Origin of the sequence: Thermosynechococcus sp. NK55a (genome assembly GCF_000505665.1) — a bacterium.
In the GTDB taxonomy this organism is placed as follows: Bacteria; Cyanobacteriota; Cyanobacteriia; order Thermosynechococcales; family Thermosynechococcaceae; genus Thermosynechococcus.
In genome coordinates this window covers 776,484-798,031 of record NC_023033.1, presented here as the reverse complement: position 1 = coordinate 798,031, position 21,548 = coordinate 776,484, and the positions used below count along the sequence as shown (strand labels likewise).

15 protein-coding genes and 2 pseudogenes are annotated in these 21,548 nt (G+C 53.9%); 10 read left to right on the top strand and 7 right to left on the bottom strand.

Translation table 11 applies throughout. The features are described from left to right. The first annotated feature begins 5 nt into the window (after positions 1-5). Genes htpG through NK55_RS03845 form a run of 5 tightly spaced genes read left to right on the top strand, consistent with a single transcriptional unit; the run spans position 6 to position 5,336 of the window. On the top strand, positions 6-1,934 hold the full coding sequence (gene htpG / locus NK55_RS03865; protein ID WP_041429047.1) for a molecular chaperone HtpG: 1,929 nt from the start codon (positions 6-8) through the stop codon (positions 1,932-1,934). Positions 1,935-1,959: 25 nt separating this feature from the next. Then, entirely contained in the window at positions 1,960-3,420 is a 1,461-nt protein-coding gene (locus tag NK55_RS03860; protein ID WP_024124496.1) for a site-2 protease family protein, read from the top strand. Beyond that, positions 3,421-4,182 (top strand): nickel pincer cofactor biosynthesis protein LarB, encoded by a 762-nt coding sequence (gene larB / locus NK55_RS03855; protein ID WP_024124495.1) that lies wholly within the window; start codon positions 3,421-3,423, stop codon positions 4,180-4,182. Between the two features lie 42 nt (positions 4,183-4,224). Further along, positions 4,225-4,521: a 30S ribosomal protein S20 gene (rpsT, locus tag NK55_RS03850; RefSeq protein WP_024124494.1), complete on the top strand. Its 297-nt coding sequence runs from the start codon at positions 4,225-4,227 to the stop codon at positions 4,519-4,521. Positions 4,522-4,526: 5 nt separating this feature from the next. Beyond that, entirely contained in the window at positions 4,527-5,336 is an 810-nt protein-coding gene (locus NK55_RS03845) for a TatD family hydrolase (RefSeq protein WP_024124493.1), read from the top strand. On the opposite strand, the gene NK55_RS03840 is transcribed toward NK55_RS03845, so the two are convergent. From NK55_RS03840 to NK55_RS03825, 5 genes are read right to left on the bottom strand one after another with little or no spacing between them, the layout of a single operon-like run. Beyond that, entirely contained in the window at positions 5,333-7,849 is a 2,517-nt protein-coding gene (locus NK55_RS03840; protein ID WP_024124492.1) for a GIY-YIG nuclease family protein, read from the bottom strand. The two genes, NK55_RS03845 and NK55_RS03840, sit on opposite strands and share 4 nt — an antisense overlap. After that, complete coding sequence (locus NK55_RS03835; RefSeq protein WP_024124491.1) at positions 7,849-8,754, bottom strand: COG2958 family protein; 906 nt, start codon at positions 8,752-8,754, stop codon at positions 7,849-7,851. Before NK55_RS03835 ends, NK55_RS03840 begins: the two co-directional genes overlap by 1 nt. 47 nt (positions 8,755-8,801) lie before the next feature. Next, positions 8,802-10,358 (bottom strand): Eco57I restriction-modification methylase domain-containing protein, encoded by a 1,557-nt coding sequence (locus NK55_RS03830; protein WP_041429046.1) that lies wholly within the window; start codon positions 10,356-10,358, stop codon positions 8,802-8,804. After that, the gene (locus NK55_RS13970; RefSeq protein ID WP_200865515.1) at positions 10,342-10,593 is read right to left on the bottom strand and encodes a hypothetical protein; all 252 of its coding nucleotides are present in this window, start codon (positions 10,591-10,593) and stop codon (positions 10,342-10,344) included. The genes NK55_RS03830 and NK55_RS13970 overlap by 17 nt, the downstream gene beginning before the upstream one ends. Beyond that, positions 10,569-10,997 carry a DNA methyltransferase gene (locus NK55_RS03825; protein ID WP_200865514.1) on the bottom strand — a complete coding sequence of 143 codons (429 nt, stop codon included), beginning with the start codon at positions 10,995-10,997 and terminating at the stop codon, positions 10,569-10,571. Before NK55_RS03825 ends, NK55_RS13970 begins: the two co-directional genes overlap by 25 nt. Positions 10,998-11,243: 246 nt before the next feature. Between NK55_RS03825 and NK55_RS03820 the strand changes: the two genes are divergently transcribed. Continuing rightward, positions 11,244-13,682: a phosphoketolase gene (locus tag NK55_RS03820; RefSeq protein ID WP_024124489.1), complete on the top strand. Its 2,439-nt coding sequence runs from the start codon at positions 11,244-11,246 to the stop codon at positions 13,680-13,682. On the opposite strand, the pseudogene hisF reads toward NK55_RS03820, so the two are convergent. Together hisF and NK55_RS03810 are read right to left on the bottom strand one after the other, a co-directional pair. After that, positions 13,657-14,498, bottom strand: a pseudogene (gene hisF / locus NK55_RS03815) (imidazole glycerol phosphate synthase subunit HisF). The gene NK55_RS03820 and the pseudogene hisF sit on opposite strands and share 26 nt — an antisense overlap. Positions 14,499-14,513: 15 nt before the next feature. Beyond that, positions 14,514-15,173: a hypothetical protein gene (locus NK55_RS03810; protein ID WP_024124488.1), complete on the bottom strand. Its 660-nt coding sequence runs from the start codon at positions 15,171-15,173 to the stop codon at positions 14,514-14,516. A 118-nt stretch (positions 15,174-15,291) separates the two neighbouring features. On the opposite strand from NK55_RS03810, the gene mrdA reads away from it, so the two are divergent. From mrdA to NK55_RS03790, 4 genes and pseudogenes are all read left to right on the top strand, one after another. Further along, positions 15,292-17,070, top strand: coding sequence for a penicillin-binding protein 2 (mrdA, locus tag NK55_RS03805; RefSeq protein ID WP_024124487.1), 1,779 nt, complete (start codon positions 15,292-15,294; stop codon positions 17,068-17,070). 62 nt (positions 17,071-17,132) lie between these two features. After that, the gene (locus tag NK55_RS13965) at positions 17,133-18,089 is read left to right on the top strand and encodes a M23 family metallopeptidase (protein ID WP_024124486.1); all 957 of its coding nucleotides are present in this window, start codon (positions 17,133-17,135) and stop codon (positions 18,087-18,089) included. Between the two features lie 11 nt (positions 18,090-18,100). Next, positions 18,101-20,202 (top strand): annotated as a pseudogene (locus NK55_RS03795) (M3 family metallopeptidase). Between the two features lie 659 nt (positions 20,203-20,861). Then, the gene (locus NK55_RS03790) at positions 20,862-21,539 is read left to right on the top strand and encodes a response regulator transcription factor (protein WP_024124484.1); all 678 of its coding nucleotides are present in this window, start codon (positions 20,862-20,864) and stop codon (positions 21,537-21,539) included. Positions 21,540-21,548 lie beyond the last annotated feature (9 nt).

Below are 21,548 nucleotides of genomic sequence, written 5' to 3'. Positions count from 1 at the left end.
GGATCATGTTGGAACAGGGAACCATTTCAATCCACACTGAGAACATTTTTCCAATCATTAAAAAGTGGCTCTACTCCGATCATGAGATTTTCCTGCGGGAACTGGTCTCTAACGCCGTCGATGCCATTCAAAAACTGCGGATGGTGGCACGCTCTGGGGAATATAGCGGCGATGTGGATCACCCCGAAGTGACGATCACGATTGATAAAGAAAACAAAAAGTTAGCGATCGCCGACAATGGCATCGGCATGACCGCTGAGGAAGTCAAAAAATACATTACCCAAGTGGCCTTTTCCAGTGCCGAGGAATTCGTGCAAAAGTACAAAGGGGAAGGGGAAAACGCCATCATCGGCCACTTTGGATTGGGGTTTTACTCCGCCTTTATGGTGGCTGAGCGTGTGGAAATTGATACCCTTTCCTACCGTGAAGGCGCCGTTCCTGTCCATTGGACCTGTGATGGTTCCACGGAATTTACCCTTTCCGATGGCCAGCGCACCACTGTGGGCACCACAGTCACCCTGACGCTTCAAGACAGTGAATTGGAGTATCTAGAGCCAGCCCGTATTCGTGAGTTGGTTCGCAAGTACTGTGACTTTTTACCCGTTCCCATTCAACTTGAAGGGGAGCAAATCAATAAACAAATTGCGCCGTGGAAGAGTGCCCCCAATAGCCTCAGCAAAGAGGACTATCTGGAGTTCTATCGCTATCTCTATCCCTTCCAAGAAGACCCCCTGCTATGGGTTCACCTCAATACCGACTACCCCTTTGTGGTGAATGGGATTCTCTACTTCCCCAAGCTGCGCCCCGATATTGATGTCACCAAGGGGCAAATTAAGCTCTACTGCAATCAGGTCTTTGTCAGTGACAACTGCGAAGAGATCATTCCCCGCTTTTTGCTGCCTCTGCGGGGGGTGATTGACAGTAGCGATATTCCCCTAAATGTGTCCCGCAGTTTCCTGCAAAACGATCGCACTGTTCGTAAAATTGCTGACTACATTGCCAAGAAGGTGGGCGATCGCCTGAAGGAGCTATATCGCGAAGACCCCGCTGCCTACGTGCACCTATGGCAAGACCTTGGCACCTTTGTTAAATTTGGCTCCATCAACGATGAGAAGTTCAAAAAGCAGGTGGAAGACATTCTCATCTACCGCACCACTGCCGAATTGACCTCCAAAGACAGCGACGACGTTTGGGCAGCTGAGGGGGGCATTCAAGTGGATGGCAAAACCTATACCACCCTCAAACAATACCTAGAGCGCAACAAGGAGCGCCAAGGCAATCGCGTCTATTACTGCACCGATGAGGTGAACCAAGCCACCTATGTGCAACTGCTCAAGAGCCAAGGGATTGAAGTTCTCTTTATGGACACTTTTATTGATACTCACTTTGTACCGTGGCTGGAGCAGAACTACAGCAATGTCAAGTTTCTGCGGGTGGATGCGGAGCTGGATGAAACCCTGATTGATAAGAGCAAAGAGAGCGAACTCATTGACCCCACCACCAACAAAACCCGCAGTGAGCAGATTAAAGCCCTCTTTGAATCCGTGCTGAAAAAGCCAAAGCTGACAATCCGCACCGAGGCCCTCAAGGCCGATGCCCCGCCGGCGATGATCCTACTCCCTGAAGCCAGTCGGCGGATGCAGGAGATGATGGCAATGATGCAGCAGCAAGCTAATGCGCAGTTGCCGGAGGAGCATATCTTAGTTGTCAACACCGCCCATCCCTTGGTGCAAAATCTCCTCAGCCTTAACCAAGGAACGATTATTCAAACCAGCGGCACCTCAGAAACGGGTACATTGGTCGAAAAGCTGTGTCAGTATATCTACGATTTGGCCTTGATGTCCCAGCGGGCCTTTGATGCCAATGGTATGCAGCAATTTACGGAGCGGGCCAGTCAAGTGCTAACCCAACTGACAGCGATGGCCACGCGCTAACCTTTACAGATATGGGAGGTAATCCATGATAGTTACGGTAGGCTTATTGGCGGGAGCGATCGCCCTATTGGCCTGGGGACTCTACCGCAACCTGCCCTATGGCAAGGTGGGGATAGTGGCATGGCTGCAAACCCTTGTCCTGATGCTCCCTTGGCTGGTGGTTTTCGGCAGCCTCAGCTTTGGGATTGTGATTAACTTTGCTGCCGTCCTCTTTGGGCTGGTGTTTTCGATTGTGGCCTATATTGCCCTGGGGCGGTGGTTGCGATCGCTGGCAGTCACCGCAGAACTCCCCTTGGCTGCTTCTGGGCGTTCTGAACTGGAGCAAGCCACCACAGAACAGACAACCGCCGCGCCGCCTACCGAGAAACCTAGCCTTCCCCCTGAGGATTTGCAAGCCATTCAAAGCATCTTTAGTGTTGATACCTACTTTGCCACCGATTACATTCCCTACAAGGGAGGCGTGATCTGTCCAGGGAATCTGCGGGGTGAGGCTAAAGCGGTGCATCAGCAACTCACCGAACGACTACAGGCCGCCTTGCCCGATCGCTATCGCCTCTTTATGGTGCCCAATAGTGAGGGCAAGCCCATGGTGGTCATCTTGCCGATGACCACTGAGCCGATCCGCTCCGGCAAGCTCCAAAAGCTAGCGGCGGTGCTGTTGGCGGTGGCCACCCTGGGCACCTGTCTCGAGACCAGTGCCATTTTGCAGGGCTTTAGCCTACTGGGGAATCCTACTGCCGGCCTCTTTCAGCGATCGCTCCCCTTTGCCCTCGGCCTCTTTGGCATTGCGGCTGTGCGGGAGGTGGGCCACTGGTTAATGGCCAAACGCTATCGGGCACGCTTGGGGCCGCCGATCTTTTTGCCGGCGTGGCAGTTGGGGACTTTTGGTGCGATGACCCGCCTTGAATCCTTCCTGGCCAATCGCAGTCAACTGTTTGATATCGGGGCCGCGGGGGCGATCGCCGCCGGTAGTGTTTCGCTGCTGCTGTTGAGCATTGGCTTTGTCCTCTCGCCCACAGGTCAGGGTTTAGAGGTGCCGACCCTCTTTTTCCAAGGATCGATTTTAGTGGGGACGATCGCCAAGCTCTTTTTGGGGCAGCAATTGCACAGCGAAGTGGTGATGGTGCATCCCTTGGTGATTCTGGGCTGGCTGGGGCTGATCATGACTGCTTTGAACTTGATGCCTGCAGGGCAACTGGATGGCGGGCGGATTATTCAAGCTATTTACGGTACGAAAACCGCCAAACGACTGACGATTATTACCCTTGTGGTCTTGGGCTTGGTGGCAATTGTCAACCCCTTGGCCCTGTATTGGGCGTTGGTGATCCTGCTATTGCAGCGGGATGTGGATCAGCCCAGTCTCGATGAAATAACAGAACCGGACGATACCCGTGCCGGTTTGGGGCTGCTGTTGTTGTTCTTGATGGCAGCTACCCTCATTCCAATGGCACCGGGGCTGGCTGGTCGGCTGGGGATTGGAGGCTAAATGCCCGATTCACTGCGGCAAATTTTGACGGCAGTTGCCCAAGGAGAACTGACTGTAGAGACGGCCTATCGCCAATTGCAACACCTTGCCTACGAACCCGTTGGCGATTTCGCGCGCCTTGATCACCAGCGGCAGCAGCGCACGGGCTTTCCAGAGGTCATTTGGGGGCCTGGGAAAACCCCCCAGCAAATTGCTGAAATTCTGGAGCGGATGCGTCCCCACTATCCCTGTGTGATGGCCACGCGTATTTCCCCAGAGGTTTTTGAGGCGGTGCGATCGCGCCTTGGGGGACTGCACTATTTTGAAAAGGCACAGATTTGCAGTACAGCCCCCATTTTGCCGCCGCAGTTTCCGCTTCAGGTGGGTTTGGTCTGTGCCGGTACAGCGGATCTGCCCGTGGCCGAAGAGGCGGCAGTGACGTTGCAGCTCTCAGGGTTTAGCGTTGAGCGGTTTTGGGATGTGGGGGTGGCGGGACTTCATCGCCTCTTGAGTGTGCGCGATCGCCTTGAGCAGATGGCGGTGCTAATTGTTGTTGCCGGTATGGAGGGGGCACTGCCCAGTGTGGTGGCGGGGCTAGTCTCAGTGCCCGTGATTGCGGTGCCCACCAGTATTGGCTATGGCGCGAACTTTGCTGGTTTGGCGGCGCTGCTCACAATGCTCAATTCCTGTGCCCCCGGCATTGGTGTTGTCAATATTGACAATGGCTTTGGGGCCGCCATGCTAGCGGCCAAGATCTTGCGATCGCTCAGTCAACGGTTATAATGGTTATTTGTTCTTAACGTGTGATTGATCATCAGGTGAGCTGTGGCTAACATTAAATCTGCCGCTAAACGTGCCCAAATTGCTGAGCGGAACCGTCTGCGCAACAAGGCCTATCGCTCGGCAGTGCGTACCTTGATTAAAAATTACTTGAATGCCATTAGTCAGTACAGCGCCGACCCCACCCCAGAAAAACTGGCGGAAGTCCACCAACGCCTGAACTTAGCCTTTAGCAAAATTGACAAAGCCGTTAAGCGCGGCGTTCTCCATCGCAATACCGGTGCCCGTCGCAAGGCGCGCTTGACACGGATTCTCAACAAAACACTGCAACCTGCCGCCTAATCCCCATGTTGGTGGATACCCACGTCCATCTGAATTTTCCAGAGTACGCGGCCGATCTGGAAGCAGTAGCTGAGCGCTGGCGATCGGCGGGGGTGGTGCGTTTGGTGCATGCTTGTGTCGAACCGCAGGAATTTCCAGCCATTCAGCGCCTGAGTGCCCAGTTTCCAGAAGTGTTTATGGCCGTGGGTCTCCATCCCTTGGATACCCAGCAGTGGCAGCCAGAACTCAAGGAGAAAATTGCCAGCCTTGCCAGCAATGAACCCAAGGTGGTGGCCATTGGCGAAACCGGCCTAGACTTTTACAAAGCCACGAACCGCGAGCAACAGGAGGCCGCCTTTTGGGCACAGTTGGAGGTCGCCCAGGCATTGGACTTACCCGTGATCATCCACTGTCGCGAAGCAGCGGCGGCGGCCCGGGATCTGTTGCAGCAATTTGTGCGCGATCGCGGTCCGGTTCGAGGGGTCATGCACTGTTGGGGCGGAACTCCCGAAGAAACTGAATGGTTTCTCAATCTGGGTCTTTTTATTAGCTTTAGCGGCACGGTCACCTTTAAGAACGCTAAACAAATTCACGCCTCAGCGCAGATAGTTCCCAGCGATCGCCTGCTCATTGAAACCGATTGTCCTTTTTTGGCCCCTGTGCCCAAGCGGGGTGAAAAGCGGAACGAACCCAGCTATTTGCGCTTTGTGGCCGAAGCCGTAGCCCGCCTGCGACAATGTGACCTTGCGGAACTAGAACGGCAGACAACTCTCAACGCCTGTCATCTCTTTCGGCTACCACTGCCCACAGAGGCCTCTATTGCCACCTTTTCCTAGGCTAAAGATTGATTTAGCCAGTCATCGGAGCGGCGCAAAACGGTATCGTACAGCCCAATATCTTCCCCTTCGTGACGGTTAATACCCGTATAAACCAGGCTTGGATCTTCATAGCGCTTGAACTTGTACACCGCATCGTTCATCAGCGCGCTGTTAAAGACGCCGAGGCTGACGAGGAGTTCAAAATCTTTCACCGTCAGCCCCGTAACTTTCTTGAACAATCCCGGTTCCAATTGGGTGATCACATCGCGCAGCGTTCGTTCCCGATGGTCGGTCAAATACATAAAAATGGGGATGCGCGTCGCCAGCTTGATGAGCTTTTCCTGAATCTGTTTGCGCTTGCTCTTGACTTCCTTCTCCTGTTCGGTCAGCTCGCGCTTTTCCTGAGCGGACAGCGCTTTATCGTTGGCCTCTTTCTTGACCCGTTGCACGGCCTCCGACTTGTTGATGACGGTTGCGATGTCCTGATTGAGGGTGCGGAAGCCCTCAATGTTCATCAGCGCCTGCATCGCCTGTTCGTTGGTCATCAGCCGGCGCAGGGTGTCATTGTCCACGTTCACCAACAGCGCGCTCTCCCAGCGGCGGGCCAGCAGGGTGGCGGTGGTGCCGCTCATGGCCATCTCCAGCACGCCGGCGGCGTCTATCTGCTTCATCGCGCTGCCATCATACGCCAGCACCGGCAGGAAGTGAATGAATTCCTCCACCTTCTTTTCAGGATCATCCTCGTTCACGTTCAGGCGGCAACTGTAGTCGGCAATCTGCCGCAGGGCGCGATCCGGCGCAAAATCGAACACATAGCACTCTTCTTTCAGAATCAGCTCCGCGTTGGGTGAGGTTCCGTCAGGATTCTGAATCGTCCATGGACTCTGCACGCGGAAGGCGGCCTGGAAGTAGGTTTCTGGGCTAGATGTGTTGCGCAGCATGAAGATGCCCATCCAGGGCCGAACCGTGACGCCGGTGGTCAGTTTGCCGCAGGTCAGGGTGATGGTTTTCGTCTTGAGCGGATCGCCCATCGCTTCCAGCACCGGCGGCAGGGCACCCACCCCGATGCCCGCGGCGGCGCCGGCGGCCACGATGACCTTGTAATCGTGGTAGAACTTGTTGTGTGGTTTGGCTAAGAGATTGCGCATGGCGTAACAGGCGGCCACGCCGGGCAAAAACCAGACCGTATGGGTGAGCACATTCAAAAGTCGTACATCCGCGTAGGGCAACGGCGGTTTCGGTTTCTGCGCGCCCGGCGGGAGGTTATCTAGGTTTGTATGCAGGTATTCCCCACGGATGAGGTCCAACCACTTCTGTACCTCGTCTTCGTATTTGAACCGCGCCTTGTCGCCCACCCCCTCCGCCGAAAAGAACAGATTCAGATCGAACTCATTGAACTCTCCCTGCATCGCCACTTCGCGAATGTCATCGGGCAACTGATAGGTCATCAGCACCATGCGCGGCAATGCGGCATAGGGGTTGGGGCCGTTGCTGTCGTCCCACTCCTCTTTTGCCTTCTGTTCATCAGAATATGTCCAGTTGTAAATTTGCTCTTCGATGAACTCGCCGGTGGCAATAGCACGGAACGGCGTGCCGGAAAGGTAGAGGTAGTAGTCGGATGTGATGGGCAGGATGTCCTCATCGAAATACTCAATCGCTTCGCCCTCGGCCGCTTTGCGTTCCGCTTCATCCTCGCCCTCAAACAGGTCTTTGGCCTTCTCGCGCCAGGCGCCGAAGTGGTATTCATCAAAGATGACGCAGTGCCAGTGGGTGGCATGCACCCATTCGTTCTTGGCTTTGATGCCGCCCGTCTTCGGATTGCGGCCGAGATAGTCCTGAAACGAGCCAAAGCAGACGATAGGCTTGTTTTTATCTGCCTGCTCGTAGGTCAGCCCGCCGGGCTTGATGAACTGCCAGCCCTGAAAATCCACGTGGCAGCGCAAATCCTCTTCCCAGGCGCTCTGCACCGCTGGCTTGAAGGTCAGCACGAGAACCTTTTTCCAGCCCATGCGTTTGGCCAGTTGATAGGCGGCGAAGGTCTTGCCGAAGCGCATCTTGCAGTTCCAGAGGAAATGGGGCGGCTTGCCGTTTTCCCGGCGGTAGCTTTGGAAGTAGGCCATGGTCTTTGCCACCGCTGCCTCCTGCTCTGGCCGCATCGTGAAGTTGAGGGAGCGCTGCTCTTCCAAGAGTTGTCCCGCCCGCACGGCGTTGATGGCCGCCCTGACCTGTTCCACGGTGCAGCGGAACCACTCGCCGCCCGCCCGTTGAATGCCGTTGATGCGCAGCATGCGGTGCACGTCGTGGTCGGTGAAGGCAGTGCCATCGTTGCGGATGGCCGGCTCTTCCAGCACGATGCGATACGGCAGCTTGCCGCCGGGCCGCAGGGTGGGATACTGCTGCGCCACCCGCTCCTGCACGCTCTTGGTGGTGTAGCCGATCTTGAGCAAGCCCGCGTATTCGGGGTTGGTATCCTCGTAGGCGTAGATTTTCGGCTCGACCTTGGGGCGCGGGGGGAAGAAGGTGCTACTCATCAGCTTCCTCGACTGTTCATAAATTCTATTAGCTTTTCACTACCAAGAACTTGATCATAACGCTCTTTGCGTATTTCTCGGCTAGAAAAATCAATTTTAATTCCTTTAAGAAATTCGCGGAAATTGCCATTGATTAACACAAGTCTGTTCATTGTGTTTATATCCAGAAGCTCCTTTTCTTTGGCCGGTATTAAAATTTCCGAGTTATCCGGATTATGAATATCGAGCTTGATTACGCCTATTCCAAAAGAAGTTGACAGTCTACTCAATTCCTCTATAAAATCTTCATCCTGATCAACCTCTGCTGCAACCAAATATCCTTGATGTGCCCAAGAGGAATTAGATACTGCCTGGAAAAAGGACTCGCGCAAATTACTAAAGGTAAGTTCTCGTTTTATTTCGTAAGAGTACAACTTCAGGACCAGGTTTCCCAAATCGCGCGCAATTTCCAGCACCTCTGGTTGCCAAGTATCTAAAGGGAAGTATACACCTACCATGTCTGGATGCAGCCACTGAGCATAGCGGTCTTTGGAAGAACTTTCATGATAAATCGTTTTGGTGTAGATCCTTTGGTAAGTGTAAGCAAAATAGGTCAAGAATGGATGAAGGTCTCTTTCTCTGTACTCAGATGTCCTGTTATTTTTTGGCTCATCGCTAGTTAATACCGCGACATTGGCAAATTCTTTCAAAGCAAAGTGAGCAGGTTCTGGTTTGGTGAACTTGGTGTTGAGATTATCTTTTATATCAGTATAGAGGCTTGCCGCTATCGTAGCCCACGGCGTCTCGCCCCTTGAGCCAACTTGGTCCGCATAGCCTTTTTCTTGTGCTATGCGCCAGATTTCCTTAGAAGTTAACGGGCGCTTCTCTTCCCGAAGTATCAGCTCTGCTAATTCAAGAAATGTCATGATCAGCCTCCCATGGTCAAAATAGGCTGATGGATGGAGAAACATTGCTACTCATTGGTTGCCTCCATCGGGCGAATCTTCGACTCGATGAAGGCGATCTCTTCTTCCGTAAGCCCGTATCGTTTATAAAGCTTTTCGTCCGTCCATTCGGTGTTCATGTCGAGGAGGGGAACGAAGCTAAACTTCTCTTTGAATACGTCTTGCGAAAACGATAATTGCGCCACCAGAAAACGAACAAACTTGGTCTTTAGGTACTTAACCATGTTTTCTGCATTGTCCTTGTTGTCATAGACTCCAACTATTAGATATGTTTCAGTGCAAATTGTCCCAGGAGGCAGAATGTCAATTTTGGAAAAAACTCGTCTCTGTCCATTCTTGTCAGGCAGCCCGGCGTGGTCATAAGAGACCTTTGAAGTAATGACTTTCCACTTATCGATCATCTCAATGCCGGCCTTTACGTCTTTTCGGTTGTAAGGGCCTTCGCCACTATGCCACCTAAGTAATATATCGCCTTCTTTCTGAGGGCGAGCAAAGGTACGAAGTCCAAAGGGTTTTGCTGATGATACCTGTTCGCTCATGCTCTTCTCTTTCTTGGCGAGCACCTTTCTGACAATAGCCACGGCCTGACTATGGCGGATAAGGGTTGGGAATTCATCGAGTCTTCTCACCGAAACGACCTTTTCACCCTTATGCACGTTGGTCACTTCGCAAGGCCCGCGCGAGTCACGTTCCCAGAGGAAATAGCAAACACCACCGGCAATATCCACACCCGGAAAAACTTCGGAGGCATCCTCGAAATCAACGAGTTTGCGAATCCGATCATCTTTTAGCATCTCGGCCCTGAAAGAGTCCAAGCCCTTTCCGCCGGCAAACCAGCGGGAGGGAATAATCATCACCAAGTAGCGAGGATTCAGTTTCTTCGCCTGCTGGACAAACTTGTTGTAAATCGGCGTCGCGCTTCGGCCAAAGCCGCCGTCACTCAACTGATACGGCGGATTGCCGATGATCACATCGAATTTCATGGATTTCTCCTCACTTCGCTCGTCGAAATGACAACCCTCACTTCGCTCGTCGAAAAGGCAAAGGGGGTTGTCGGTGTGGATGAACTCATAGGCGTGGGTTTCCAGTTCCGCGCCGCGGGCGTAGTTGGCTTGGTTGGCGCCGCAGAAGACGCAGCGGCCGTCTTTCCAGGTGTGCTCAATGCGCCGGTAGCGGATATTGCCGTCTGGGTTGTCAAAGGCAGTGCAGACCGAATACTTGCCGTTGGCAGTCTTGGAGCAGTAGAGCGAACGGCGCGCCATCAGCCCGGTCAGCTCGGTGATGGCGATGCCGAAGAGCTGGTTTTTCATAATATGGTTAATCCGTGCCTGCCGGTCAGGGATTTTGGCTTCCAATCCCTTGTCCAGCCGCTTGGCGATCTCGCGCAGGAACACGCCCGATTTGCAGCAGGGGTCGAGAAAGCGGGCATCGGGATTGCTCCACAGCTCAGCCGGCAGCAGGTCCAGCATCTGGTTAGCCAGTTGCGGCGGCGTGAACACCTCATCGCTGGAGAGGTTAGCCAGGCAGGAGAGCACGTCCGGGTTGTAATTAGTCATCGTAGGCATGGGCCACCTCCAGGAAATGAACCGGCGGATAGTCCTTCACCGGCTCGGGAATGAACACCTCCTCGCCTTGGTCGGAGAAGAGGGGCAATTCTCGCATCGCGCTATGGTTCACCAACTCATGAAAGGCAAAGTCGCGCCGCTTGAGCAGACTGCCGTTGACCAGCGACCATTCGGGAAAAACGATTGGCTGCGGATTTTCACCCACAGTTCTTAGGGAAAGGGCATCTCCATGCACGATATTTCGCTTGAGAATATAGCGCGCCGTTTCGCGGCACTGCTCCTTGGTTTTTCCTTGAAAAGCCGCGTGTAGGCTTCATCGAAAACCGCAAACAGCCTTTGGCGGCACTCCTGGGCGTTGTCTTCCAGAATCTCGATCCCGTAGAGGGACGAAACGGCCAGGACGGCGTAGCGCTCGTATTCCAATTGACTCTTGCCGTAGCGCTTCTCAACGATTTTTAACTTGCGTTTTAGAATTTCCGTGAGAAAGTTGCCTGTCCCACAGGCCGGTTCCAGAAAACGCGAGTCAATCCGCTCAGTTTCCTGCTTCACCAAATCGAGCATGGCATTGACAATGGGCCGCGGCGTCAGAACTTCGCCGTAATCGGCTATACGTTGCTTTGATTTTATTTGGGGATTCATGACGTTTGAATATCCTTTTCACGAGGGCTAGCTGACTGCTCAGCGTTGCCATCAAGAACCAGCAGTGGCCGAATGGATAATTAAGTGGATAATTAAAAATTTAGCCCATTTGCTGGTTGCTTCCTTTTGAGGTCCTAGGATGGGACTGTTGGGGACCTACGGCCCTTCTTACAGGCCGCTCAACTTTGATCCATAGCGTCGAGGTTGATTTTCTAAGGACCCATACTGACTTGACGAGGACTTTATATGGTCAGCTCTCCTCCCTGTCCCACCCCACTCACCGAGGATATCCATGCTTTTGGTCTTGCTCGCGCCACAATTCAAGGACAGCCACTGAGTGCTGCTGAAGTTGAGGCCATGGATGCCTTCTTCCGCGCCTGTAACTATTTAGCAGCGGGCATGATCTATTTGCTGGATAACCCCCTGCTTAGGGAACCTCTCAAGCCTGAACACATTAAAAAACGTCTTCTCGGTCACTGGGGCTCCAGTCCTGGCTTGGCCTTTTGCTATTTGCATCTCAACCGCATTATCAAAAAGTATCAACAGGAGGTTATTTTTTTAGCAGGACCGGGTCATGGTGCCCCAGGCGTGTTAGCGCCGGTTTACCTTGAGGGTAGCTACAGCGAGATTTACCCCAACATCAGTGAGGATGCCGCCGGTCTCAAAAAATTCTTTAAGCAGTTTTCCTTTCCCGGCGGCATTGGTAGTCACTGCACCCCCGAAACCCCCGGCTCAATTCACGAAGGGGGAGAGCTGGGGTATGTGCTCTCCCATGCCTGTGGGGCGGCCTTCGATAATCCAGACTTGATTGTGGCAGCGGTTGTCGGCGATGGTGAAGCAGAAACAGGCCCCTTGGCGACCTCGTGGCACATCAATAAGTTTCTGAACCCGGCACGGGATGGGGCAGTACTGCCTATTTTGAACTTGAATGGCTACAAGATTAACAATCCCACTATTCTAGCGCGCATTTCCCATCAAGATTTGGCAAGCTACTTCCGCGGCTTGGGCTATGAGCCCTGTTTTGTGGAGGGCTCCGATCGCCCCTCTATGCACCAAGCAATGGCAGCAACCTTGGACGACTGTTTAACCAAAATCAAGGAGATTCAGCGGGCCGCCCGTGAGGAGGGTGTGACCACCCTTCCCCGTTGGCCGATGATTATCCTGCGCACTCCCAAGGGTTGGACTGGCCCGGCAGCAGTTAACGGCCATAGGATCGAGGGGTCGTGGCGATCGCACCAAGTTCCGCTGGCGGATGTGCACACCAATCCCGAAAATCTCCAGCTTTTGGAAAACTGGCTGCGCAGCTACCGCCCTGAGGAACTCTTTGATGAAAATGGCACCCTGCGTCCTGACCTCAAGGCTTTGGCGCCCACGGGTCACTACCGCATGGGCATGAATCCCCACGCCAATGGTGGGCTCTTGCGCAAAGATTTGAAAATGCCTGATTTTCGTCAATACGGTCTTACATTTGACAAGCCGGGGCAAATCGAGGCGGAAAATACCCGTCCCTTGGGGGTCTTTCTGCGGGATGTCATGCGCAACAACCCCACGAATTTTCGCATCTTTGGTCCCGATGAAACCACCTCAAATAAGCTCAATGCGGTTTATGAGGCCAGCAAAAAGTTTTGGATTGCCGAGTATTTTGATGAGGATGCCGATGGCGGTGAGCTGTCCCCGGAGGGGCGCGTCATTGAAATGCTGAGCGAGCACACGCTGGAGGGGATGCTGGAGGGCTATCTGCTCACGGGTCGCCATGGCTTTTTCGCCACCTATGAGGCGTTTGTCCATGTGATTGATTCGATGTTCAACCAGTATGCCAAGTGGTTGAGCATTTGCAATGAACTGTCGTGGCGGGCAGATATTTCCTCTTTGAACTTGCTGATTACCTCAACGGTGTGGCGGCAGGATCACAATGGCTTCACTCACCAGGATCCAGGATTTCTGGATATTGTCTGCAACAAGAGTGCCAAGGTGACCCGCATTTACCTGCCTCCCGATGTGAATTCGCTGCTGTCGGTGGCAGATCACTGCCTGCGAAGCAAAAATTATGTAAACGTGATTGTTTCAGACAAGCAGCGCCACTTGCAGTACCTGACGATGGATCAGGCCATTATTCACTGCACGAAAGGTGTGGGCATTTGGGACTGGGCCAGCAACGATCAAGGCTACGAGCCGGATCTGGTCATGGCTAGCGCTGGCGATATTCCCACCCAAGAGGCGTTGGCGGCGATCGCCCTCCTACGGCAGGAGTTTCCGGAGCTCAAGATTCGCTACATTAATGTGGTGGATCTCTTTAAGCTGCAACCGGAAACCGAACACCCCCATGGTCTGAGCGATCGCGACTTTGATAGCCTATTTACCCTCGATCGCCCGATTATCTTTAACTTCCATGGCTACCCGTGGTTAATTCACCGCCTTGCCTACCGCCGCCACAATCACCGTAACTTGCACGTGCGGGGCTACAAGGAAAAGGGCAACATCAACACCCCCTTAGAATTGGCCATCAATAATGAGATTGATCGCTTTAGTCTGGCCATTGATGCCATCGATCGCCTCCCTGAACTTCAGGTGGCGGGTGCCCATGCCAAGGAAAAATTCCGCAACATGCAAATTGCCGCCCGCAGCTATGCCTACGAGTATGGTGTGGACAAGCCAGAGTTTAGCCACTGGACATGGCCGTTCTAGCTGAATGCCCTAGCCCCTCTCTGGCTGGTTGAGGGAGGGGTTCTGCTTGGCGCACGGGCACTTGGTGCTGATGTAGATAGTCCTTGATCTGAGCGATCGTCAGTTGGCCGTAGTGCAGGAGCGAGGCTAAGAGGGCCGCCTCTGCTTTCCCTTCCACAAGGGCAGCGCGAATATGCTCACAGGTGCCTGCCCCCCCAGAGGCAATCACAGGAATCTCCACTCGCTCGGCGATCGCCCGCGTCAATTCAAGGTCATAGCCCGCCTGGGTGCCATCGGCATCCATACTGGTCACCAATAGTTCCCCAGCGCCCCGCTTGGCCATTTCCACGGCCCACTCTACGGCATCTAGACCCGTGGCTTCTCGTCCGCCGCGCACATAGACTTGCCAGCGGGGATTGTCAGGAGCACAATGGGCTTCGCGTCGAGCATCAATGGCAACAACAATACATTGGGCACCAAAGCGATCGCTGGCCCGATTCACAAGATCAGGTTGCCGCACTGCCGCCGAATTCAGGCTGACTTTATCTGCCCCGGCCCGCAATAGATCCTTGATCATCGTCAGGGACTGAATGCCACCCCCACCGTTAGGGGAATAAACACCTGATCCGCGGTGCGATAGACAACATCAATGAGGATGTTGCGCTCTTCATGGGTAGCTGTAATATCTAAAAACACCAGTTCATCGGCACCCGCTGCATTGTAGGCCTGAGCCAGTTCTACGGGATCGCCAGCATCCCGCAGGTTAACAAAGTTCACCCCCTTGACCACCCGCCCCGCCTTCACATCCAGACAGGGCAAAATTCGTTTGGCAAGCATCATCCCTCCTTGTGGCTACTGCACAGTAACACGGCGACCACCGCCACTGACAAAGACAATGGGACGCCCCTCCCCCATCGGTTCCCAACCCACATCAAAACCACTGCGCCAAGCAATCCCACGGGCAGCTCGAAAACAATCAAAGCCATCGGGACGCACAAAGAAAACCAAGGAATACCGCGCTGGTGAGAGGCGATCAAGAACACGGCGAAAGTTGGAGCTGGGCTTTTCCAGCGTGTTGAAAAACTCCCCACCAAGGCGATCGCGGGGCTCAAAGCGGGTTTGCAGAATGGGTTTCTCTCCTTGGAGAACCAGACTCAGGCGTACATCGTAGTAGCGGGTACTGTAGCGAAAGGACGCCAGTTCTTGCTGAATTTGATCGGGGGATGCAAAGGGGTTGTCACTAACGTGCCTTAGGTGGCGATCGATGGCCTCACTGGCTTGATCTGCCTCAAGGGGCAGGACGCGATTTTCGCGGCACTCAAAGAAATACACCTCCTTGCGGGTTTCGCGGGCAATGGGGGTGCGCACAAGAGCAGGAGATACTGCTGCCGTCAAGCTAGCAAAGAGGCAAACAAAGATCATCACCCCCACAGTATTCGTGAGGACATCGAGGAATGAGTCCAGATTTTGACTGGGGGCTTGGACTTGGGGACGGGGGCGCGATCGCTTCATGCAGCCGCAATACTTCAACTTCTTCTAGGTTATAGGTTATCGGAATTCTCCAACGCTGGTTTCAGCCCATCTGATAGAGTGGCAATTGAATAGACGCAGTGATCAACTCCTCCTGCCTATGGCAATGCTAAAACCACACCCCACTCGTTCCCTCACCTACCCAGCCTACGATCGCGGGGTTGGCAAACAGGGTCGGGTCTTGGTGTTGCTCTCAATCATGACGGTATTTTTGCTGGGGGGCATTGGCAGTCGCTTGGCTTACCTGCAAATTGTTGAAGGCGATCGCAACCGCCAGATGGCCGATGAAAACCGCATTCGCCTGATTCCCAAACCGCCGGAGCGGGGAAAGATTCTGGATCGCAAAGGGCGGATCTTGGCCGGAAATAAGTTCTCCTACTCCGTCTTTCTCTGGCCCCTTGCTGCTAAAAAGCCGGAGTGGCCGCAGACGGTGAGGATTCTCTCGCGGGTGCTCAATATCCCCGCCAGTGAGATCGAGGCGCGGGTCAAACAAGCGGGGGTGAATTCCCCTTCGTTGATTCGCATTGCCCAAGGGATTAACCAAGGGCAAATTGTTGCTCTCGAAGAACACCGCAATTTGCTGACGGGGGTCGAAATTGACCGTGAAGCCCTGCGCTTTTATCCCCATGGTGAAACGGCGGCCCACATCATTGGCTACATTGGGGAACTGAATGAAGAGGAACTGGCGGCGCGGCGAGATCAGGGCTATCGCCTTGGGGATGTTATAGGCAAAATGGGCGTGGAAGCCACCTATGAAAAAGTACTGCGGGGAACTTGGGGCGGTCAGCAGGTGGAGGTGGATGGCCAAGGCAAAGTCATTCGCATTCTTGGGCAAAAGGTGGCCCGCCCGGGGAATGATATTATGCTTTCGGTGGATTTAGACCTGCAAAAAGCGGCGGAAGCGGCCCTAGGGAGTCGACCGGGGGCGATCGTGGCGATGAATCCCCGCGATGGTTCGATTCTTGCTCTGGCCAGTTACCCTGCCTTTGACCCCAATTGGTTTGCTCGCCGTATGACCCAAGAGCAATGGGATGAGCTCCAGCGGCGGCAATTTCCCTTTGTCAACCGTGCCCTCCAAGGGTTTCCCCCCGCGAGTACGTTCAAAATTGTAACAACGGTGGCGGCTCTAGAGTCTGGGAAGTTCCGCCCTGATACTGTTCTCATGACCTATCCTGCTCTTTATACAGGGGGCTTTGCCTTCCACGATTGGAATCGGGCAGGCTTTGGGCCTTTGGGCTTTGCGGGCGCCTTAGCTTGGAGCAGTAACACCTTTTTTGGTCAAGTTGCACGTGCCATTGGTCCTGAAACGCTGATTGAGTGGGCACGGCGCTTTGGCATGGGCACCAAAACGGGCATTGACTTACCGGGAGAAGCAGCGGGCTTTGTCCCAGATCCCCAGTGGAAGCGGAAAACCTTTGGCGAAGGCTGGTACGACGGCGACACCTTAATCACGGCCATTGGCCAAGGGGCGTTGCAGGTGAGTCCGGTTCAAGCGGCGGTGATGTTTGCCGTGCCTGCGAATGGGGGCTACAAAGTGCGTCCGCACCTGATTGCTTCTGAAAATCCTGATCGCTGGCGACAGTCATTGAATTTGAAGCCTTCTACCGTACAAGTGCTCCGCCAAGGCTTACGACAGGTGGTGACCAATGGTACAGGAGCGGCTCTGAATATTGCCGAGGTGGCGATCGCCGGCAAAAGTGGTACAGGGGAAGATCCACCTCGGCCTAACCACACCTGGTTTGGCGCCTATGCCCCTGCCGAGAACCCGGAAATTGTTGTTGTGGCCTTTGCCGAAAACTCAGGGGGTGGCGGTGGGTCTGTCTGTGGCCCCATGGTCCTCAAGGTGATTCAGGCCTATATGCGGATTCGCGATCGCTAGAAGATTGTCATTCCCTAAGGTTGCGCCTAGAATTTGAAAGAATGGATGTGATGGGATGAATCATGATCGAGCAGCGCGTCATTGCCCTTGGGCTGACACTGGGTCTATTGACAGCGACCTGGGGGACTCGCCAGAGTGTTGCCGAAACTGTGCCAGTCGAACCAGAAGCGGCTGCACCGATCCTAGTGAATCCTGTTCAACCAGTGGATAGTGAGCCTCTTGTGTTCTCCACAGAACCCGTGGATCCACCCCCCGGTAGTGAACCCCTCGAAAACCTTCAGCCCACCCGCGCCATTCCCATCGTGATCCAAGAACGCTCCACAGGCTGTCAAGCCATCGTTAGCGAGAGCATTCCCCACAACATTTGCCAAGCCCCAGGTCCTCAACCCCCCACCACCCCTGCCACCCGCCAACCCTCTGCTCCAGTCTTCCATCGCCCTGTGGTTGCTGCCAACCCAAGAAATGTTTTGCCATCTGCCCAAGCGGCTGCGCCCGCCTATGTACGTCAGCCTTTTCCAGGAGCGAATCCCTTGCGTTGGCTGACCGTCAACCGCGGCCAACTGCTCTTTCCCTTGCCGTTTCCGGTGCCCATTACCTCAACCTTCGGCTGGCGCATCCATCCCATTTTTGGCGATCGCCGCTTCCATTCAGGAACAGATTTGGGCGCTCCCCAAGGAACACCCGTGCTGGCGGTTTTTGATGGCCGCGTGGTTGAGTCCAACTGGCTAGGGGGCTATGGCCTCACCGTCATTTTGCAACACCCGCCAGAACCGCACCAAACCCTTTATGCCCATCTCTCCCAGACTTTTGTCAATCCTGGCCAATGGGTGAAGCAGGGGGATGTGATTGGCCTGGTGGGAAGTACAGGCAACGCCACAGGGCCGCACCTTCACTTTGAAATTCAGGAAATGACCGCCCAAGGGTTGGTTCCCGTGGCTCCCGAAGCGCGGTTAGAATTGGCCTTAGCCCAATTAAAGCGGGCGATCGCCCATGCGCGTCAGCAGTCGAATCGCACCTAGGTAGGACACCAATGGTTATTGCGACCTCCCCTCACACCGAGAATCCCCTATTGCGGGGCGATGGTTTTCCCCCCTTTGATCAGATTCAGGTGAGCCATGTTGAGCCCGCCCTGCGCCAACTGTTGCAGGAACTCACCCAAGAACTAGAAGCCCTTGAGCAATCCTTTACCCCCACGTGGGAAGGGTTAGTGGAACCCCTAGAACGCCTCAGCGATCGGTTGGATTGGACCTGGGGTATTGTTAGCCATCTTACAGGGGTCAAAAACAGTCCTGAGCTGCGTCAAGCCTACGAAGCAGTTCAACCCCAAGTGGTGGAATTCTACACCCGTCTGGGACAATCGCGCCCCCTCTATGAAGGCTTTAAGGCACTGGCTGCCAGTCCAGAATTTCAGAGCTATCCCCCCGCCCGCAAACGCATCGTTGAAGCAGCCATTCGCAATGCCGAACACAGTGGGGTTGGCCTCACCGGTGCCGCCAAGGAGCGCTTCAATGCCATTCAACTGGAACTGGCGGAGCTATCTACCCAATTCTCCAACAACCTTTTAGATGCCACCAAGGCCTTTCGCCTCAAGCTCACCCAACCCGATGAAGTGGCTGGACTTCCCCCCAGTTTACTGGCGCTGGCTGCCCAAACCGCTCGCCAAGATGGCATTGACACCGCAACTCCAGAAACAGGGCCATGGCACATTACCCTCGACTTCCCCAGCTTTGGCCCCTTTATGCAGCACAGCCAGCGGCGGGACTTGCGGGAACAGCTCTATCGTGCCTACATCTCCCGTGCCAGCAGTGGTGAGTGGGATAATCGGCCAATTCTTGAGCGCATCCTTGCCCTGCGCGTCGAAGAGGCCCAGCTTTTAGGATTCAACACCTATGCTGAACTCAGCCTTGCCAGCAAAATGGCAGACAGTGTGGCCAGTGTGGAACAACTCCTTGAGGAACTGCGCCAAGTCAGCTACAGTGCTGCTGCGCGGGAACTGGAAGAACTCAAAGCCTTTGCTGCTGCCCAAGGGGCACCCGAAGCCAATGATCTGCAGCACTGGGATATTCCCTATTGGGCAGAACGTCAGCGGGAAGCCCGCTTTGACTTCAAGGACGAGGAACTACGCCCCTACTTTCCTTTACCTCAAGTGCTTGAGGGTCTATTTGGCTTAGTGAAGCGGCTCTTTGGGGTGACGGTTGTGCCAGCCGATGGCCAAGTCCCCGTTTGGCATCCCGATGTGCGCTTTTTTGCGATTCTAGATGAAAACAATCTAACGATCGCCCACTTTTACCTTGATCCCTATAGCCGTCCTGGCGAGAAACGCGGTGGTGCCTGGATGGATGACTGCCTGGGTCGCGCTAAATATCGCCTGCAGGGAGAATGGCGTACCCGTTTACCCGTTGCCTACTTAATCTGCAATCAAACGCCGCCTGTGGATGGCAAGCCCAGCCTGATGACCTTTAGTGAAGTGGAAACCCTCTTCCACGAATTTGGCCATGGTTTGCACCACATGCTGACACGGGTGGACGAAGCGGGCGCTGCCGGCATTAACAATGTGGAGTGGGATGCCGTCGAACTCCCCAGTCAATTTATGGAAAATTGGTGCTACCATCGCCCGACCCTTTTTGGCATGGCACGCCACTATGAAACCGGGGAACCTCTGCCAGAACACTACTACGAAAAACTGGTTGCCGCCCGTACCTATCGTGCAGGGAGTGCCCTATTGCGGCAGTTGCACTTTAGCTTGTTGGATTTGGAGCTGCACCACCGCTACCGACCAGAAGGGGGAGAAACCCCGCAACAGGTGCGCGATCGCCTAGCACAGACAACAACAATTTTGCCCCCCCTGCCAGAGGATGCTTTTCTCTGTAGCTTTAGCCACATTTTTGCCGGGGGGTATGCTGCGGGTTACTACAGCTATCTTTGGGCAGAAGTTCTCAGTGCCGATGCCTTTGCTGCCTTTGAAGAAGTCGGCCTAGACAATGAGCAGGCCATCGCTGAAATGGGACGACGCTACCGCGAAACCGTGCTTGCCCTTGGCGGCAGCCAACCCCCCTGGAAATTTTCAAAGCCTTCCGAGGCCGCGCACCGAGCACCGAACCCCTACTCCGGCACCGCGGATTATCACCTTAGTAAGGAATCAACCGACTTGCGAATCTCTCGGATGTCGCCAATCACAAGGGTTTGCACCTCGGTATTCTTGAGGTTGGAAACAAGTCTTATCGTCAGCTTATGCTGCCTATCCTTGATTTGATTATTCAGCTTTGCCGACACAATGCCGATACAATTAAGCCTTTGCCTGGCTTCGTTTCAGGGTTTTCAACAAGGATTCACGTTGGTCACTTTGTTTATGTAAGATGAAGAGCTTATGTAAAAGGTGCGACTCATCCCGTATCTGAAGCTAGGGGCTTGCAGCGGCCTGTTTTTACTCAATCCGGTGGTTCTGTAACTGCTCCTGTGAGTGTCTGAGTCAGGAGCGTGATCTGTGCTAACTTCTGCTTGGCAAAGCTCAAAAAAGCTCAAAACATGATGCAATGGTTCCGGCAGGTTGGTTCCTCGCGTCACATCGTAGGGGACAAATTGCCAAGAAGCCGACGGCTGGAGGCACAGGTTAGTCATTGTCTTTTGAATGTCTTTTGAATGCCTCCAGTGTTGACAACACCGAGTCCGGGTGAATTTTCCAGAGGTTGCAGGCATCCTATGGGGTGCGCAAAGTGGATAAATCTTGAGTAGTCTTACCATGCTGCTTAGGATTAAGATATGGGGGCATGACTTGCAAAGGGGATGGAGGCATGAGAATTCTAATCGTAGAAGATGATGATCGCATTGCCAGATCCTTAGCTCGGGATTTACGCCACCAGCACCATATTGTTGATGTTGCTCGAGATGGGCTAGAAGGCTGGAACTATGCTGAGGCGGGCAATTTTGATTTGATTTTGCTAGATCTGATGTTGCCAAAATTGGATGGCGTGACTTTATGCAAGCGCCTACGCCAAGCCCACTCTCCTGCATTGATTTTGATGCTCACAGCCAAGGACACAACGGAAGATAAAGTCATTGGCCTCGATGCCGGAGCCGATGATTACTTAGTGAAGCCTTTTACCTTAGAAGAACTCTCTGCCCGCATTCGCGCCTTAGCTCGTCGCTACCGTGAGCTAGCTCCCCCCTGTCTTGTGTATGGAGACTTGGTATTGAATCCTGCGGCTCAACGGGTAACAGTGCAGGGGCAGCCCCTACATCTTACTCCTAAGGAATATGTTCTTTTAGAGTATTTTTTGAACCATCCCCACCATGTGGTAAGTCGTTCTGTCTTGAGAGATAAGCTTTGGAAATTCGACGAAGAGTCAGGAGACAACACCATCAAAACTCACATTACCAACTTGCGCCACAAGCTCAAAGCTGCTGGTTGTAAGGCGATCGCCATCAAGAATGTCTATGGCATGGGGTACTGTTTAGAATTGCTAGATTAGGCACAATAG